Annotated in this window: 19 protein-coding genes; 11 read left to right on the top strand and 8 right to left on the bottom strand. The window is 32.6% G+C overall.

All coding sequences use genetic code 11. The features are described 5' to 3' along the window. Positions 1 to 55 precede the first annotated feature (55 nt). Together ACYQ1E_RS05910 and ACYQ1E_RS05905 are read right to left on the bottom strand one after the other, a co-directional pair. Positions 56 to 2,617: a hypothetical protein gene (locus ACYQ1E_RS05910; protein WP_459876480.1), complete on the bottom strand. Its 2,562-nt coding sequence runs from the start codon at positions 2,615 to 2,617 to the stop codon at positions 56 to 58. 181 nt (positions 2,618 to 2,798) lie between these two features. After that, positions 2,799 to 4,064, bottom strand: a complete 1,266-nt coding sequence (locus tag ACYQ1E_RS05905) for a radical SAM protein (RefSeq protein ID WP_459876477.1) — start codon at positions 4,062 to 4,064, stop codon at positions 2,799 to 2,801. 127 nt (positions 4,065 to 4,191) lie between these two features. Here ACYQ1E_RS05905 and ACYQ1E_RS05900 point away from each other — a divergent pair, with 127 nt between their 5' ends. Next, complete coding sequence (locus ACYQ1E_RS05900; protein ID WP_459876474.1) at positions 4,192 to 4,986, top strand: undecaprenyl-diphosphate phosphatase; 795 nt, start codon at positions 4,192 to 4,194, stop codon at positions 4,984 to 4,986. Beyond that, positions 4,983 to 5,648, top strand: coding sequence for a septal ring lytic transglycosylase RlpA family protein (locus tag ACYQ1E_RS05895; RefSeq protein WP_459876471.1), 666 nt, complete (start codon positions 4,983 to 4,985; stop codon positions 5,646 to 5,648). The genes ACYQ1E_RS05900 and ACYQ1E_RS05895 overlap by 4 nt, the downstream gene beginning before the upstream one ends. A gap of 23 nt (positions 5,649 to 5,671) precedes the next feature. Here ACYQ1E_RS05895 and radA read toward each other — a convergent pair whose 3' ends face one another. Genes radA through ACYQ1E_RS05870 form a run of 5 tightly spaced genes read right to left on the bottom strand, consistent with a single transcriptional unit; the run spans position 5,672 to position 9,361 of the window. Then, positions 5,672 to 7,027 (bottom strand): DNA repair protein RadA, encoded by a 1,356-nt coding sequence (gene radA, locus ACYQ1E_RS05890; protein WP_459876466.1) that lies wholly within the window; start codon positions 7,025 to 7,027, stop codon positions 5,672 to 5,674. A 41-nt stretch (positions 7,028 to 7,068) separates the two neighbouring features. After that, positions 7,069 to 7,845 carry a DUF3426 domain-containing protein gene (locus ACYQ1E_RS05885; protein WP_459876463.1) on the bottom strand — a complete coding sequence of 259 codons (777 nt, stop codon included), beginning with the start codon at positions 7,843 to 7,845 and terminating at the stop codon, positions 7,069 to 7,071. Positions 7,846 to 7,862: 17 nt separating this feature from the next. Beyond that, a complete protein-coding gene (gene hpt / locus ACYQ1E_RS05880; protein WP_459876460.1) occupies positions 7,863 to 8,393 on the bottom strand; it encodes a hypoxanthine phosphoribosyltransferase in 531 nt (176 codons plus the stop codon). A gap of 29 nt (positions 8,394 to 8,422) precedes the next feature. After that, positions 8,423 to 8,890: an N-acetyltransferase gene (locus ACYQ1E_RS05875; protein WP_459876457.1), complete on the bottom strand. Its 468-nt coding sequence runs from the start codon at positions 8,888 to 8,890 to the stop codon at positions 8,423 to 8,425. Positions 8,891 to 8,893: 3 nt separating this feature from the next. Then, on the bottom strand, positions 8,894 to 9,361 hold the full coding sequence (locus ACYQ1E_RS05870) for a TlpA family protein disulfide reductase (protein ID WP_459876454.1): 468 nt from the start codon (positions 9,359 to 9,361) through the stop codon (positions 8,894 to 8,896). Positions 9,362 to 9,386: 25 nt separating this feature from the next. On the opposite strand from ACYQ1E_RS05870, the gene ACYQ1E_RS05865 reads away from it, so the two are divergent. The 6 genes from ACYQ1E_RS05865 (at position 9,387) to rpiB (ending at position 14,404) form a co-directional block, all read left to right on the top strand. Beyond that, entirely contained in the window at positions 9,387 to 10,382 is a 996-nt protein-coding gene (locus ACYQ1E_RS05865; protein WP_459876451.1) for a sigma-70 family RNA polymerase sigma factor, read from the top strand. Next, a complete protein-coding gene (locus ACYQ1E_RS05860; protein WP_459876448.1) occupies positions 10,372 to 11,124 on the top strand; it encodes an HD domain-containing protein in 753 nt (250 codons plus the stop codon). The genes ACYQ1E_RS05865 and ACYQ1E_RS05860 overlap by 11 nt, the downstream gene beginning before the upstream one ends. Next, entirely contained in the window at positions 11,106 to 12,773 is a 1,668-nt protein-coding gene (locus tag ACYQ1E_RS05855; RefSeq protein ID WP_459876445.1) for a tetratricopeptide repeat protein, read from the top strand. The genes ACYQ1E_RS05860 and ACYQ1E_RS05855 overlap by 19 nt, the downstream gene beginning before the upstream one ends. A 92-nt stretch (positions 12,774 to 12,865) precedes the next feature. Continuing rightward, entirely contained in the window at positions 12,866 to 13,600 is a 735-nt protein-coding gene (locus ACYQ1E_RS05850; RefSeq protein ID WP_459876443.1) for a hypothetical protein, read from the top strand. After that, positions 13,567 to 13,902: a hypothetical protein gene (locus ACYQ1E_RS05845; RefSeq protein WP_459876440.1), complete on the top strand. Its 336-nt coding sequence runs from the start codon at positions 13,567 to 13,569 to the stop codon at positions 13,900 to 13,902. The genes ACYQ1E_RS05850 and ACYQ1E_RS05845 overlap by 34 nt, the downstream gene beginning before the upstream one ends. A gap of 55 nt (positions 13,903 to 13,957) precedes the next feature. Beyond that, positions 13,958 to 14,404 carry a ribose 5-phosphate isomerase B gene (rpiB, locus tag ACYQ1E_RS05840; protein WP_459876437.1) on the top strand — a complete coding sequence of 149 codons (447 nt, stop codon included), beginning with the start codon at positions 13,958 to 13,960 and terminating at the stop codon, positions 14,402 to 14,404. A 22-nt stretch (positions 14,405 to 14,426) separates the two neighbouring features. On the opposite strand, the gene map is transcribed toward rpiB, so the two are convergent. After that, the gene (map, locus tag ACYQ1E_RS05835) at positions 14,427 to 15,308 is read right to left on the bottom strand and encodes a type I methionyl aminopeptidase (RefSeq protein ID WP_459876434.1); all 882 of its coding nucleotides are present in this window, start codon (positions 15,306 to 15,308) and stop codon (positions 14,427 to 14,429) included. A 58-nt stretch (positions 15,309 to 15,366) separates the two neighbouring features. Between map and ACYQ1E_RS05830 the strand changes: the two genes are divergently transcribed. From ACYQ1E_RS05830 to ACYQ1E_RS05820, 3 genes are read left to right on the top strand one after another with little or no spacing between them, the layout of a single operon-like run. Continuing rightward, a complete protein-coding gene (locus ACYQ1E_RS05830; protein WP_459876431.1) occupies positions 15,367 to 16,056 on the top strand; it encodes a PHP domain-containing protein in 690 nt (229 codons plus the stop codon). A gap of 28 nt (positions 16,057 to 16,084) precedes the next feature. Further along, positions 16,085 to 16,780 carry a DUF1847 domain-containing protein gene (locus ACYQ1E_RS05825; RefSeq protein ID WP_459876428.1) on the top strand — a complete coding sequence of 232 codons (696 nt, stop codon included), beginning with the start codon at positions 16,085 to 16,087 and terminating at the stop codon, positions 16,778 to 16,780. Continuing rightward, positions 16,780 to 17,631, top strand: coding sequence for an ABC transporter substrate-binding protein (locus tag ACYQ1E_RS05820; RefSeq protein WP_459876424.1), 852 nt, complete (start codon positions 16,780 to 16,782; stop codon positions 17,629 to 17,631). Before ACYQ1E_RS05825 ends, ACYQ1E_RS05820 begins: the two co-directional genes overlap by 1 nt. The last annotated feature ends 3 nt before the right edge of the window (positions 17,632 to 17,634 follow it).

The following is a 17,634-nucleotide window of genomic DNA, read 5'->3' as shown; positions in this document are numbered from 1 at the left end:
CAGATAATATGGTATTTCCTTTAAATAGGCCTTTTTTCTAAATACTTCCTAATTTTTAGTGTAAATAATTAATTATAAAATTATTTACCTTATTATATGCCCATTTTAAATTATTAATATCTAAATAATCAGCAGCCTCTGGATAATATTCTGGATGGACACCAAGTAATATTCCATGGGTTATCCAATCTTTATTTCCATTTCCTTTAAACATGAACCAGGAGTTAAAGTTAGTGGGATCAAAAGAACCTGGTGTAATGATAATAGGTTGGTCAAAGCCAAGTGTGTTGGCAAGGATTTCATTTGAGATATTGGGAACAACAGTGTCGTGATAGGAAGTCTGTAACATCACTTTGTCTTTGATAGTGTCTTTAGAAAGATAAACTGGATCTGATGGATCTAGAAGTAGCTGTAAGATACCTAAAGTGAGAAAATATTCAGTATTGTTTTTACTAATCCCCATACCTTCTATAAGTCTATGGATGAGCTTATTTGAAGCCTGGTCAATAAGTACAGAAAAATTACCACCACCAACATTTAAAACAACCTTAGTAATAATATTGCTATTTAAAGATGTTGCAACAGAGCCAGCAATAGCGCCAAGTGATTGGCCGACATAATATATATTTTTAGGTTGATCAGGATTTCCATCTCCATCTATATCAAATTTTCCTTCTTTTATTAGATTTAAAAACATTTCTATATCAAAATAAGATTGATATAGATTGATTCTATCCTGTCCAATATTATCAGTTAAATAATCTGCTCCAGAATGAGTTGGGTCAGTGCTTCTAGCACCATGTTTTGGTAAATCCATAGCAATTATCGGTAAATTTGTTATTTTTTTTGCTAAAATTTGGGCATCTTCTTTTGAATCTCCTAATCCATGTTGAAATACCACCACTGAATCCGAGTATAAATTACCATTCATTACTATATAAGGAACAGGTAAAATGGTAGGTCTATTATTTGTTAGTGTTGTAATATCAAAGGAACTAAATGAGGAAGCATTTACATTTGCAAGAGAAGTGAGAGAAGCAATGCTACTGTTTATTTGATAGTATTCTGATGTTACTTTTGATAAATCAAGTCCTGTAATTTTAAAATATTTTAAATTTGTTTTGTTGAGGCCCGGGGAAATTAACCCAAAGTCGTGTAAGCTCAAAGTCTTGTCTGCTGTAGTAAATGTAAAGAATTCCAATATATTGTCTTTGTTAATTCCATAGGCGCTAAGAAGTGCAAAAATAGGTAAGTAAGCTTGTCTTAAGGGCTCTAACTCCTTTAAATCTTCAAAAGTTATTTCAGAAGAGGATTTTAAAAAGTCAAATGTCATACTAGATATCAATTTTGTTCCTGATTCCAATTTTATTCCTGACCGGAGCAAAATTAGATATTGGGTGCCAGGAGCAAAAGGCTTTAACGGAAATATCTTCAGGTAATTCCCATCTTGTACTAATTTAATATTCTCTATGTCTAAATCTTCTAAATTCAAACTCTTAATTAACGTCTTTAAATCATTAGAATTTAATTGCGATAATGATGCTACTATACTAGCTAAATCAGTACCTGAAGGTTGAACTCCCATTTGACTTAAGGCAAAATAGATATTCTTAACCAAACTATTTATATTGATTAGATAAATATTACTCTTTACAGAGTCTTTATCAAGTAGAGTTGTAGTACTAAGGGGAATAGCAATTGGAGCATTGCAACTTAGACCCTTAATTTTAAGTTTGTTTATAATAGCATATAGGTTATTTTTTGCAGCATTTGTCGAATTGGTAGGTAAGATCACTGTACCATTAGTATGAGACCAAATAATATCATTGGGAACAGGAATGAGTTGGTTTATTGGATCTAGTAGGGGAAAAGCATTTGCATAAACAATATCCTTTAACCCAGTCAAAACATTTTCTTCTTTAACTTTTCCTTCTCCAACATTATCAAGAATATTTTGAATACTAGAGGTTATAGCACTAATAGTAGCATTGATGCCCAGTGCATCTCTTATCCCCTTGTCAAAGGCGTGGATAATATTGTTATCACTCTGTAAACTAGTATCTCCTAGTTCCGTAGCAACACTGGCCAATAACTCCATTTGTTTTTCAGGTTCAAGTTGAAGCTGGTTTTTGAGATTGTATAAAAGAGTTTCTACACACAAGGCCAGTCTCAATAATTTTCCCTTAACTCCATCTGGATTTGCAATATCAGTGTCATAAGAGTCGCCAAGTTCCTCAATCATAGATTTAAGATTTGGATTTAATGCTACAATAGTAGTCAAGGGAGTGATGTTTTTGGCACCCACAGGAGCAAGTAAGTTAAGGGCAGCTTGTCCAGTTGATTTAACAATCCCTCCCTGAGACAAAAGCATGCCAGAAACACCAACAGGAATGGATAATGAGAAATATCCATTTTCATCTGTCTTAGTAAAGGTTTCACCAGGATCACAGACCCTATTCTCATTTGAGTCAACACATACGGTTGCATTGGCTACATAACTTTGAATTACCTTCCCAGCTACATGATTGACAACATGGTCATTATTATTGCCTGCACAGCCCCCAATTAACAAAAGCAATCCCAATAAAATCCAAATAAATTTTATTAGATTTTTCATATACTTTTTTCCTTACAGATTGGTTGATTTCAATAGCAGATATTAATATTTTGGATATCTAATTATCTTGAATCTTGTCAAGATAGTTCCAACGATTAGAACAAATTTTGTAGATAGATGAATTAGAGCTTTTAGAAATTTTAAAGTTGGCTAGTCCAATATAATCCATTTTTTTTTCTCTTTAAAACCTCTGAATTATGTAAAGATACATAGGCAAAAAGCTATATCTCTTTAATTCCATTAATTTATTTAATATCTTCCTTTTATCATCAGTACGTAAAGGAGATAAATAGATTGTGCCTTTATAAAAAGGACGTTTAACAGTTTCTCTAATTAAAGTTATCATTAAATCAAAATGCTTTTCTGGAAAAGATAAATCCAGTAAAAAATTGGCCGTTACCTCAATATTTATATATTTTTTATTTACATACACCATTTTTTCAAAACTCTTTCTAACAAGAGTTGAATTAATGGGTTTACCAATCCTTCTAAGAGTATCATCGTGCATAGATTCCAGACCAATATTAATAAAAATTTTTGTATCTGAAATTTTATTCAAATATTCAAATACATCTAAACCAGCCTTTAAAAAAGATTCAACACTGGCAAATAAAAATATATTTTTATCTTTTACATAAGAATTTTCTATTTGCAATATCTCCCAGGCATTCTCTATACTAAATTTTATGGTATCAAAGGAACAATTCAATGCATCATGTAGACCTAAAAAAAGGTTCGAATAATTTTTTATATCATTACCATAAAACTGTTTTATACGTCTTATTTGTTCTAAAATATCTTGTTTTGACCTTTCTGAAAATTTATCCTTTGATTTTACCCTGCAAAATTTACAATGGTAAAGACATCCATCTGATATAATAATTGGTATTACTTCATAATCTACATGTCTTGTATCTGGTGGAAGGACAGTTATATTAGTACCATAAATTTTTTTTAAAAGCTCAGCCCTTTTTTTTAGATACATGTCATCTATATTTATTATTTTTTCTATCTCTGGTCTAATTTTTTGGGGAATATCCTTGATAGAAAAATTTTTTAATTCTACAACAACATTTTGCCATAAGGATTTAGCAAATCCAACAATTCCTCTTATATCTTTTTGCCACAGATTATTTGATGGGTACTGAAAACATGGAATATAATATTCTCCTGTTGCATCATAGATGCCCCCATAATATTCCCCTGATGAATAATAGATAAAATCATTGGTCTTTGTCCTTTTGATAAATTCATTTGGATGAATCCAATCAGGGATTTTACTATGTATAAATTTTATCTCGCCATTTAGATCAAAAAATAATTTTGCATCCCTATTCTCAATCAAGGTATAGATTCCAACCTTTATTGGATATGATAATTTTTTATATCTTCTTTCTCCTAAAAAAGGGCTGGTTATTCTCATGTGCTTTAGATTAAAACTATCCATAACAGTCCTGCAAAAGATTGTTTTTTTTCAATAAAAAATATACTTAACATAGGCAAGTGAGATATTTTGCAAATTTGTCAAATTTTTGTTGACGTAATGGGTTTTATCCACCTATAAAATTTGGCTCATGGATATTTTATTAAAATCAACAATAATGGGCATTATTGAAGGGTTAACAGAATTTTTACCTATCTCTTCAACAGGACACCTTATAATTGCTGGCGAACTATTAAAATTTACAGGGGAAAAGGCAAAGATATTTGAGGTAGTCATACAACTGGGCGCAATTTTATCGGTTGTTTGTATATATTGGGAAAGATTTTTTGGATTAATTAGGCCCAGCGGAAAAAAATTCAGTGGAATTAATGGATTATTCCTTTTGTTTTTAACATCTCTCCCTGCATCAATTTTAGGTCTGTTATTTGAAAAAACAATAAAACAATATTTATTTTTTCCAAAGAGTGTGGCCATTGCCCTTTTTGTAGGGGCAATTATGATTTTTGTTGTTGAAGGATTGAATAAAAGGGAAAAATATCAATCTTTAGATGAAATAACCCCATATCTTGCCTTAGGAATAGGATTTTTTCAATGTCTTGCACTTTGGCCTGGATTTTCAAGATCTGCTGCAACTATCATGGGTGCTATGATACTTGGTGCAAGCAGAAAATTGGCAGCTGAATACTCTTTTATTGCAGCAGTTCCCATTATGGTGGCTGCTACCTCCTTTGAACTTTTTAAAAATTTTGAGATCTTTTCTTCAAATGATCTAATTGTTCTGGCAGTGGGTTTTGTGGTATCATTTATATCTGCCTATGTAGCTGTGAAGGGGTTTATTCATTTACTTGGCAAGACTACTTTACGTCCCTTTGGTATATATAGAATTATATTGGCCATTTTAGTACTTATTTTTATGAAATCATGAGAAGGTGTTATTTAATCTATATAATCCTATGCTCTTTATACTTACAATCTTGTAGTGTTGTAACACTTCCTTACAAAGTTACAAAAGCCACTGTAAAAACTACTTATAACCTCACAAAATTTACAGTAAAAACAACAGTATTTGCAGGAAAAGTAGTGTATAAGGTTGGGAAATTTAGTTATACAGTGGTAAAGGCGCCCTTTAATCTTCCCCTGACCCATCCTGAAATAAAAAACATTGGAGGCCTACCACCAAAAGTTGCAATAAGGGAGGGAAAGGTAAAAAATTCTCCCTATGTTGTTTTTGGGAAAAGATATGTACCCATGTCAATTAATCAGGCAAAAAATTACAGGGAAATTGGATATGCCTCATGGTATGGGTATGAGACATTGAGACAAAAGGGTGGACATATGACTGCCAATGGAGAGTTATTTGATCCCCATCAATTAACAGCTGCCCATAAATATCTGCCACTTCCCTGGTACGTAAAGGTTACTAACTTAGAAAATGGAAGGTCTATTATTGTCAGAGTAAATGATAGGGGACCATTTGTAAAAGGAAGGATCATTGACCTTACTATGGAAGGGGCAAAGAAACTTGGTTATTTTAAAAAAGGGATAGCCAGGGTTTTAGTTGAGTCAATTATAGTTGAACAAGGTTAGGGACATGCCCTACGATCTAAACACTATTTATTGTAAAATTGAAGAGAAGTGAGCTCCTTTATATTTGATAGACAAAATATTTTATCTTTGGGATATTCAGCTACATATTTTGACCTTGGACATATTATTTTTGAAAAATTCAGATTAGTTGCCTGAGAGAGCCGTTTCTCCTCACCAAATGATGGGCGAATAAATCCGTTTAAATCTACCTCTCCCCAAAAAATAGCCCTATCAGGCACAGGGATATCAAAATAAGAAGAAATCAAGGCCGAGCAAATTCCAAGATCCATAGCAGGGTCTGATATTTTTATGCCAGCGCTTATTTTTACATACACATCCATCTCATAGAATCTAAGAGCAAGCCTTTTTTCCAAAATTGCAATAAGCAAATATAGCCTATTTAAATCAATCCCAAGGGCAGTTCTTCTTGGATTCTGTCCAAAACCCTTTGTCACAAGGGCCTGGATTTCAATAACAAAGGGCCGCTTTCCTTCCATTGCCATGACCAAAGAACTCCCAGAAGCACTTAAATCTCTAGAAGTCAAAAAAAACGTAGAAGGATCTTTTACTATTTTAAGCCCTTCTGATTCCATTTCCAGCACAAGGATATTATTACTTGGACCAAACCTATTTTTTGTTATTTTCAAGAGCCTGTATGAGCTCAGCCTATCACCTTCCATGTACAAAACCACATCTACCATATGTTCTAAAAGCTTTGGTCCTGCTATTTGTCCTTCTTTTGTAATATGGCTTACTATTAAGACCACAATTTCTTTTTTCTTGGCCTCTTCATAGAGTTTTGATGCCACTTCTTTTATTTGTGACACTCCCCCCACACTTCCTGAGGTCTGGGGGGACTTTATGGTCTGTATTGAGTCTATTACAATGAAATTTGGGCTATTTTTATCTCTCATAATGGATATTATAGGGCTTAGATCTTGGGTGCAGAGAAGTTTAAATTTTTCATCACAAATACCCAGTCTATCGGCCCTTAATTTTAGTTGATACAAGGATTCTTCCCCAGATACATAAAGTCCCCTTAATCCAGATTTAATAAAACCTGATAAAAGCTGCATTAAAAATGTGGATTTTCCAACGCCAGGTTCTCCAGCAAATAAAATCACGCTCCCTGCAACCATGCCCTTTCCTAAAAATTGATCAAATATAGTAGAACCTGAGGAGAGGAACTTTATGTTCTCCTTGGATATTTCCTTTAAAGATACTGGAACTATTTCTGATTGAGGAGGGGTTAAATCATTTTTTTGGGAACTTTCTTTTATCTCTTCAAGGGTTCCCCAATGGCCACACCGGGAGCATTGACCCTGCCATTTTATAAACCTGGCTCCACAAAAAGAGCATATATAACCCTTTTTCTTCATAAATAAATGTTATATTTCATATTTTTGCTCATTTTAATTGATTACTTTTTTTCTTCTACATCCATTGCCTGGATTACCTCAAGCCCATATTCAGATACATTTTCAGGGGGATTGTAGAATAACACCATAAAATCTACTCCCATCCCTGGTTGAAGATTGGTGTTTTTCATAAGTACACCTACCTTTGAATTTAATTCCTTTTCCAAATGGTCCTTTGTCCATGACTGGAGTTGAAAAAGAGAGAGTTTATTTCCGCATAAAATAGCCTTTTGGGCAATAGGTGTACCCTTACTATCATATAAAGTAGCTTTGATTTTAATAAGTTCCTTTGGTTTATCAAATCTATTAACAGCTCTACCTTCAATAACAAGTATTTTTCCGATTCTTTCATTGTCCACAATATATTGCTTTATATCCTTAAGATCTATCTTTTTCACGGACTCAATTTTAGTTGCATTAGTACTAATTTGTTTTAATTCCTTTTTATGGGATAAAAAGGGAATTTTTTTAAAAATAAGGGGATAAAAATATCCCACTGTCCCAGAAATAAGTATTACCACTACTAGTGCAATTATTATATTTTTTATTTTTTTTGAACTTTTTTTATCAATTGTAGGCTCTTCTAAGGATAATTTTATTTTTTCTTCAGCCTTTGCCTGTTTTTTCTCATTAACAGACTCTTTGGAATCTTTTTCTTTTTCTGGATAAAAAGTAAATATATGTTTACATTTAGAACATTTTAATTTTGTTCCTTCAGGTTTTAATAATTCCTCTTTAAGTCTATACTTAGTATTGCACTTTGGACAAGTTATAATCATGCTGTGCTCCACTTCAATTAAGGGTCAATCAATTCATAAATTCCTTTTAAATTTCTATATTTTTCAGCGCAGTCAAGTCCATAACCAACCAAAAAACCTTTTTCTATTTTAAATCCATAAAAATCAATATCCACTTTCTTTTTTCTCCTCTCTACCTTATGGATCAGAGAGCATACCTTTACACTGACTGGGCCACGTGCTTCTAAAACCTTTTTTAAATAGGCAATAGTTGCACCTGTATCAATTATGTCCTCTATTATAAGAACGTATCTATCTTTGAGCGATAATTCCACATCTTTTGTAAACAAGAGTTTTTCATCAGGAGATGTTTTGTCTCTGTAGCTTGACAGCCTGACAAAATCCAATTCCACATCTATGTTAAGTTCCCTAATTAAATCAGAAAAAAATATAACTGCGCCTTTAAGTACACATATACACACAAGTGGATGGGAGATATTTTTATAATTGTTGGAGATTTCTCGACCAAGTTCTTGTATCCTTTTTTTTATTTCATCTTCCCCAATAACTAATTTTAATTTTTTATTCATAAGACACCCCCCTCCTTTTTCAAAGGCAATTACAAATTAACTATCATAGCAATTTCATCACAGTTATCTGGATATTTAGGACAATTAAAACAATCAATCCAGATTTTTTCATGAAGATCTTTTTTATCTACTTCTACAAAACCAAATTTAGCAAAAAATCTCTTTTCATAGGTAAGGACAAATACCCTATAGATACCCAGGGTGAGTGCTTCACTGAGGCATGCCTCTACAATCCTTTTGCCCCAGCCTTTTTTTTGGACATCTTCGCGCACTGCAACAGATCTGATTTCTGCAAGGTCCTTCCAGATTATTGCCAGTGCTCCACATCCATAAACATTACCATGGCTATCTACTACAACAAAAAAATCCCTTATCTTTGAATATAAATCACTAAGGGACCTGGGAAGGAGTTTTCCCTTATTTCCAAAGGTAAGAAGAAGGGCATGGATACCTTCTACGTCGTGAATTATGGCCTTTCTTAAAATTAATTGTCCCATAATTTATTTTGAAATAAGCCCATCAATAATTTTTTTCAACTCATCTATTTCCACATATCCTGGAAATTGTTTAGCCACCCGTCCATCTTTATCATAGACAATGGTTGCTGGAATACCATATACATTGAACATCATACTGATCCTGGAATCTGATGCCAGGTAACAGGGATAATTGATTTTGTATTTTTTTAAAAAATGAGTAAAATTATGTTTACTTGAATCAAAGGAAATACCTAAGATCTCTAATTTATTTCTGTCATATTGTTCCCTTAACTGAGTGAGTTCCTTTGTTTCTTTTTTACAATAGGGGCACCAGGATGCCCAGAAATTAACTATTAACACCTTTCCCTTTGAATTTGCTATTATTGAAAGAAGATTATTTGAGTTGACCTCTACCACTGAGTTAGAATATGCTAAGGAAAAGGATATGAGAAAAAGACACAGAGTAAAGATTATTTTTTTAAACCACATAAAATATCTCCTTATTTAGAAGATTATGACAAGATTAAAAGACAATAACCCAAGAAAACAAGACAATCAAGCTTCAACTTTTGTCCAACCTGAAATTTTATCAGAGAAAGCAAATGATTTAACGGCCAGTCTTCCTGTACTATCTTCGTCAAAAACTCCTGCGGTTCAGGATGCTGTAGCAAAATATATAAAAGAGGTTATGAAGTTTCCAGTTTTAAGTCCTGAAGAGGAGCTGGAGCTGGCAAAAAGGGTAAAATACAAAAAGGACAAAGAAGCTGCCTTAAAATTAGTCACCTCACACCTTAGGCTTGTAGTAAAAATAGCCATGGAATTTCAAAGAAAGTGGATGCAAAACCTCTTAGAGCTAATTCAGGAGGGTAATGTAGGTCTTTTAAAGGCAGTAGAGAAGTTTGATCCAGAAAAAGGTATTAAGTTTTCCTATTATGCGTCCTTCTGGATAAAGGCTTATATCCTTAAATTTATAATGGATAACTGGAGACTTGTTAAAATCGGAACTACTCAAAATCAGAGAAAGCTCTTCTATAATTTAAACAAAGAGCGTCAAGAACTACAAAAATTGGGAGTTAAGCCCGATGTGGAAATCCTATCTGAAAGGCTGGATGTTGATGAAAAAGAAGTAATAGAAATGGCCCAGAGGATGGCACATCAAGATATGTCTTTAGATACTCCTTTTGGTAGTGAAGATTCAAATGTTACCCATCTGGATATGGTTCCAGCTTTAGAGGCCAGTATTGAAGAGAGGTTCGCCAAACAGGAAATATCTGAACATCTAAAAAAGAAAATAAAAGAAATAGAGCCAAAACTTAATGAAAAGGAAAAAGATATCCTTTATTTAAGATTACTTGCATCAAACCCCTTGACCTTGAGGGAATTAGGTGAGAAATATGGGATCACCAGGGAAAGGGTAAGACAGATAGAAAATAGATTGCTCCAGAAATTAAAGGAGCATTTTTCATCATCTATAAAAGACTTTTCAAAAGATTGGATTCATGAAGAATAAAATATTAGAAATTTTAAAAAACGAGACCAAGGCCTATGCTTCTAAATTCAATCTGAGTTTTTACGAACATTTTCCAGCAGAACTTTCCTATTCAAAAGAACTCTTTTTTGATCATCCCCTTATTATAAGGTGTCGTGAAGATGTATTGCCTTTTTTACATGATGAGTTTGGACATGGCATTAACCATTCAAAAAAAGTTGCTATAGAAGCTGGGGCATTGGTTTTAATAGAACATTTTCCAAATGATGTTGCCTATTGTAGGCACCTGGTGCTACTTGCGCAACTAAGTGGACTTATGCACGATATCTGCAGGCTAGAACCAGATCATGCTGAGAAAGGGGCAGATCTGGCCATGAAGATAATCAGAGATTTTCCTCTGTCTGATGAAGAAAAACAAGCCATCTATTATGCAATAAAAACCCACGAAGCCTTTAAACTACTTGAGCCTCCCTCATCTGCTGAGGCCAAGCTACTGAGTGATGTCTTATATGATGCGGATAAATTTAGATGGGGGCCAGATAATTTTACCACCACTCTGTGGGAAATCTGTGACTATGAGGAATGGCCTTTAGAAAAAATAATTGAAAGATTTCCCAAAGGCATTGAAATAATTAAGTCAATTTCAGATACCTTTAGGACAGATACAGGCCAAATCTATGGACCAGAATTTATTGAAGTAGGACTTCAAATTGGGAATTTTGTATACCAAAAGTTGGTGAAACTATGGGAAGAAAAAAAATAATTACTATTATTCTTGTGTTGTTAGTGGCTGGGTGTGGTTTGAAAAAAAATAATGTTCTATTTACGACCACACCACTTAATGTAGATGCTTTAGCTACATACCATTATTTGAAATTTTTAGATCTAGCAAAACAAAAAAAGTACAAGGAGGCTGAAGACTCTCTAAAAAAAGCTATTAGTTATAGACCTGACCCAGAATTTTATTTAGAATATGCTCGTCTTCTTATATCTAAGACTAAAATCAAAGATGCAGAGGATATATTAAAAGCTGGCTTGCAAAAAAATCCCGGAAATAGGGATTTGATATTTTTTTTGGCAGATGTTTATACCTATGAAAAGGAAAATTACAATGCCTATTCCCTTTTAAAAATATATATTAAGGAACATCCAAAAGATTACCTTGCAAAGGAAAAGATAGCCAATCTATTATTTCAAGAAAAAAATTTCAATAGAGCTATTAAATACTTGTTAGAAATTCCGCAGAAAAATAGAACTTATAGGACCCATTTTGTTTTAGGAAAATGTTATGTAAATTTAAATAACAGAAAAAAAGCCATATACCATTTTAAAAAAGCTACAGAGTTAAATCCAAAATTTTTGAGAGGTTGGGCTGAACTCGCTTATTTATATGAACTTGAAAATGATTTAGTATCTGCTGAAAAGATATATTCAAAATTAATTTCACGAGGATTTACAAATAAACAGTTAATATTTAGAGTGATAGAGATAAATATTAAACTTGGAAACATAGACAAAGCATATTCAATTGCCCAGGACTATCTGTCAGATCCAAAGGATTTAATAGATGTAATAGCAATGTTTTTAAATGAAGGTCTTTACGACCAGGCAGAAGGATTAATTAAGACAATAGAGAATTTTAAAGATGAGTATCCTCAGATTTCATATTTTAATGCAATAATAAAATTAAAAAAGTACAAAGATAAAGATGGAGCTATTAAAGCAATTAATGAAATTCCTGAAGATAGTAATATTTATTTAAATGCATTGGACCTTAAAATAAAAATCTTAATATATGATAAACAATATAGTGTTGCAGAGAAAATTTTGGAACAACAACTAAAAAAATATACAAATAACAAAAAATTAAGGATTTTTTTAAGCGATATATATATGTTAGATAAAAAATTTAACAAGGCAAAAGAAATAATAGAAGAAGGTTTAAAACAAAATCCAGGAGATAAAAAACTTCTTTTTCAATTGGGTACTATTTATTATAAACTAAAAGACATAAATAAATCACTGTCTATTATGGAAAAAATATTAAAAAAAGATCCTGATGACGCCTCTGCCTTGAATTTTATAGGATACACCCTTATTGATATGGGAACGGATTTAAAAAGAGGTTATGAACTTGTAAAAAAGGCCCTTTTAATTGAACCAAATAATGGATATTTTTTAGATTCTTTAGCCTGGTATTACTATAAAACAAAAGAGTACAAAAAGGCCTGGGAATATATAAAAAAGGCCGTGCAAAACACAAAACTAGATCCCACAATATGGGAACACTATGGAGATATTGCTGTAAAGATTAAAAATTTAAAAGAAGCAAAAAAGGGGTATAAAAATGCCTTATTAAATAAGCCCGAGGACCCTTCTAAAATCAAAAAAAAATTAAAGGCACTTAAATAATAAAATATTTTCTCCCTTATATGGAACTAATAAAAATAAAAGGAATTATTAGTCTTTCTGTCTTATTATTACTTACATGCAGTTGCGCTGGTTTGAAAAAAACATATATCAGGCCCTCACCTGAAGATCTTCTGAAAAAATACAGGACGTCAAAAAAAAATGACATATGTCAGGCATATGAGATTCAAGGTGTAATTTATTTTTTTTCTAGAAAACAAAATTTTAGGGGTAAGTTTTATCTTAAGGGAAATAAGTGGTTTCCATGGCTTGTGGAAATAAAATCTCCTTTTGGAACTACCCTATATGTTCTCAAAATAGAAAAAAATTTAGTTCAAATACTTTGTATAAGAGAAAAAAAACTTTATATTATAAATAATTCTAAAGAGATATTAATGTATTTTGGAATAAACGTAAAAATACCGCCTGAATTTCTGCTAAAATTATTGACTGGTGAATGGAAAACATTTATGACTACTCCCAAAAAAATAGAACAACTTTCTGATGGGATTAAATATTATTTTTGTGATAACTTAGTCAAAGAGATAAAACTATATTACGAGCAGAACAGGGTATTTATCTGGCACAGTGGCGGTATAGGGATAGATATATTTGACGACTCAAAGGTCCTTTTAAGAGATGCTAACCTTGGTGAGATGGTTTTCAAAATAAAAAGGAAGACATGCGTGAAGGACAAATTTGATCTAAAGGATTTTAATCTAAAAATCCCATCAAATATTATTAAAGAGGTGTTTATTAAAGGACAAATTAAAACAAACAAAAAAAGGAGAGCTCTATGTCAAAAGAAAACGTTTGCACCAGCACCATGAAGCCTTCTGTCTTAAAATCAATTCCTTTAAGTATTAAGGCTATTATTAGTGAAGTACATTTTAACATAATAAGAAGCCTTAGAGGATGGGAAATAAAAGATTTAAAAAAGAGACTGGATAGGGAATATATTAACTTAGGAAAACTTTATTACAACCTTGAAGAAGGTGATGAAAAACAACAGGAACAAATTGAACTTACTAAAAATCAGATTGAATTTCTTGAAAAAGAAATAGCTTCTCTTGAAAAACAGATTGAAGAGTTAAAGAGTCAAATCGTTAAGAAGAGAATAGAAGATTTATAAATTAAGCCTAATACTTTATTAATAATGTAAAGAACCATATGTTATCAGGGAAGATATGAAAAAGAAAATTATTATTGGCTCAGATCATGCGGGTTATTCTATAAAAGAGGAGTTAAAGAAGTATTTAGAAGGCAAAGGGTATGAGAGTTTAGATGTTGGTTGTCACAGTGAAGAGTCCTGTAACTACCCTGAATTTGCTTATAAGCTTTGCCAACAGGTTTTAGATAATTCTTGTCTGGGGATACTTATTTGTGGCTCAGGAATAGGAATGTCAATTTCAGCAAACAGGATTAAGGGGATTAGGGCCGCCCTTTGTGTTAATGAGTATATGGCAAGAATGAGCAGAAGACATAATAATGCAAATGTTTTGTGTTTAGGGGCAAGGGTAATTGGATCTGATTTAGCAGTAAGTATTGTGGATTCTTTTTTGGAAGAGGAGTTTGAGGGCGGAAGGCATGAAAAAAGAATAAATTTAATAGAGACCTTGGTGGAAAACGCATAAGTTTATGCGTTTTCCACCTTGTTTACAACTCATAAGGGGTCAAACTTTCATATCCTGTTTCTGTAACCACCACGGTTTGCTCAAATTGGGCGGAAAGTGATCCGTCCTTGGTCACTGCTGTCCATTTATCTGGAAGTATAACAAGGTCTTTCTTGCCAAGATTAATCATTGGCTCAATAGTAAATACCATCCCAGGAACCAGAATTATACCGTGTCCTTTTTTCCCAAAATGAGGGACTTGAGGTGGCTCATGAAATTCAAAGCCTACTCCATGTCCTACCATCTCCCTGACCACTGAACATCCCTGCTCTCTTTCTGCATATTGCTGGATTGCCCAGCCAATATCGCCTATAGTATTTCCTGGCTTCACCTGACCAAGTCCCCTTTTTAAAGATCCCCTGGCAACATGAACAATTTTTTTAGCATCCTCAGAAACTTTACCAACAAAAAAGGTCTTATTGGCATCAGCATAATAACCATTTAACCTGGTAGTTACATCCACATTCACAATGTCGCCTTCTTTAAGCACCCTTTCACCAGGAATACCATGACATATAACTTCGTTTACAGAAACACACACGCTTTTGGGAAATCCATTGTAATTTAATGGTGCAGGTATACCACCATGGGAGATAGTGAATTCATGAACCAGAGTATTAATATAATCAGTTGTAATCCCTGGACGGATTTCTTTTTCCACCATGTCAAGGGTCTTAACCACCAGCTCTCCAGCCTTTTTTATTCCTAGAATATCTTTTTTTTCTTTGAGCCTGATCTTATATTTTTTCCAATAAAGGTCCTTTAAATCCTGAAAAGACCGCGCTGCTTTGTCTTTTCTCATACAACACTTTTTATATTTTAAGCCACTGCCACAGGGACATGGATCATTTCTTCCTATTTTCATCTCTTGCACTCCAAAAATAATTGATTTAAAAAAATTAAAAAAATTTTAAGGAGGAATTGTGATAATTGACTTGCATCTCCACACAACCAGATATTCCCCCTGTTCCCATCTAACTCCCCAGGATGCTTGCTTTTTAGCTGTAAAAAGGGGGTTTGACGCCCTTGTAATAACAGAACATCAAATACAATGGAATGAAATGGAAATCAAGGAACTTCAAAATGAATTTCCTCAAATTAAATTGTATGCAGGGCTGGAAGTTACCCTGAGAGAAGGAATTGATCTAGTGATTATAACAAAAAATAAAGGATTAAATATTCCTTTTATGATTTCTTTTGACGAACTTTTAAATACCCCCTCTCTGGATATATCCAAGAGTTTCATATTTGTTGCCCATTTATTTAGATGGAGTGATTATCTTGATTTTGATGAAGAAAAGATATTCCCACATATACATGGAATAGAAATGAACTCTATTAATATTCTGCTTACCGGGTATAAGAGACAAAAAAATGAGTTTTTTAAACCGGTTAAAATTGATTTATATAATGAGGTAAGGGATAAATGGAATCTTAAGGAAGTGTTTAATACAGACAGTCATTTACCTTTTTGTGTAGGAACTATTGGCAATTACTTAGAAATAGATGAGGTTCCTGAAGATGAAGAGTGGCTTGTTTCTGTTTTAAAAACCCATAAAATTAACCAATTTCAAAATACAAAACTCCTTGCTAAGTTTTTAAAAAAAGTTTAGTTTCAAAATAATAAAAGGAGCTTTGAAAATGGAATTAAAACCTACTTGTGCAACATGTTCAATAAAAATTTCAGAAAGGATTTGCAGATGTGATAAAGAAAAAGGTAAAGGGAAGCACCCCAAAAATTGTCCCACAATTCTAAAAAAAGACTTAATTGAAAAGAGCATAAAGGAATACAAAAAAGAAGATATTTATCTTTTAGCTAAAAATGCCTCTTTACAAGAAGCAGAATGTTATGGAAATAGGGACAAGGGATATGAAAAACTATATCCCCTGAAGCCAAGGGTGCTGGAAATAGCAGAATATGCAAAAAAAATGAACTTTAAACGGCTGGGAATAGCATTTTGTGTGGGCTTAAGAAATGAAGCCAAGGTTGTGGAAAAGTTATATTCAAATTTAGGATTTGAAGTAGTTTCTGTGGTGTGCAAGGTTGGTTCAGTTCCAAAAGAAGTCATTGGGATTTCTGATGACCAGAAAATAGCTATTGGAACTTATGAGTCTATGTGCAATCCTATATTGCAGGCAATGGTCTTAAATTCAGAAAAAACAGATTTAAATATACTTTTAGGTCTCTGTGTTGGACATGACACGCTATTTTTAAAGTATTCAGAATCACCCAGCACCGTACTAGCTGTAAAAGACAGGTTGCTTGGACACAATCCTTTGGCTGCAGTTTATAATATTGATAGTTACTATAGATATTTAAAAATAATAGAAGTTTAATGTGGAAGTTAAAAACCTTCCTGGTTGTCTTCATATTATTTTTATTACCATCTTCATCTCTGGCCCGTGAGAAGATTGTATCAACTGCTCCATCGACCACAGAAATACTTTTTGCTCTGGATTTAGGTGAGTATGTGGTAGGGGTGACAGACTTTTGTAATTATCCTAAAGAAGCAAGGGAAAAAATCCGCATTGGAGGTAATTTTAACTTTAATTTAGAGAAAATTACACTTCTCCAGCCAACATGTGTAGTTTTATTAAAAGGAAATTCCAGATTAAAAACATTTTGTAAAAAAATGAATATAAGGTATATAGAAGTTACGTACAATTCTTTATCTGATATTTACAATTCAATTTATACAATTGGAAAGGCTTTTAAAATAGAGAAAAAAGCTAATTTATTGATAAATAATATAAAAATGGGACTTAATAGGGTTTTAAGTAAATTGGATAAAATAGATAAAAAGTATAGATTTAGAGTACTTTTAGTTGTTTACCGAGAAATAAATAAATTAAAAGATATATGGATAGCAACTGATAAAAGTTTTTTAGGAGAGATATTGAAATTATGTAGGGTTCAAAATATTTTTCAAGATATAGACAAACCTTATGTAAAGGTATCATTGGAAGAAATTCTTGCTAGAAATCCTGATATAATTATTGAAGCTTCTAGCATAAATCTCGGTATAGACCCGAAAAAGTCTTTACTATTATGGTCTAAACTAGGTCAAATTAATGCAGTTAGATATAAAAGGATTTATGTTTTATCTAAACCATACATAACAATTCCAGGGCCACGAATTCCATTTATTGCCAGGGATTTTATAAATTGTATTTACGGTAAAAAATAAAAA

Source organism: Desulfothermus naphthae, assembly GCF_054657475.1.
This window is presented reverse-complemented; position numbering and strand designations above follow the sequence as displayed.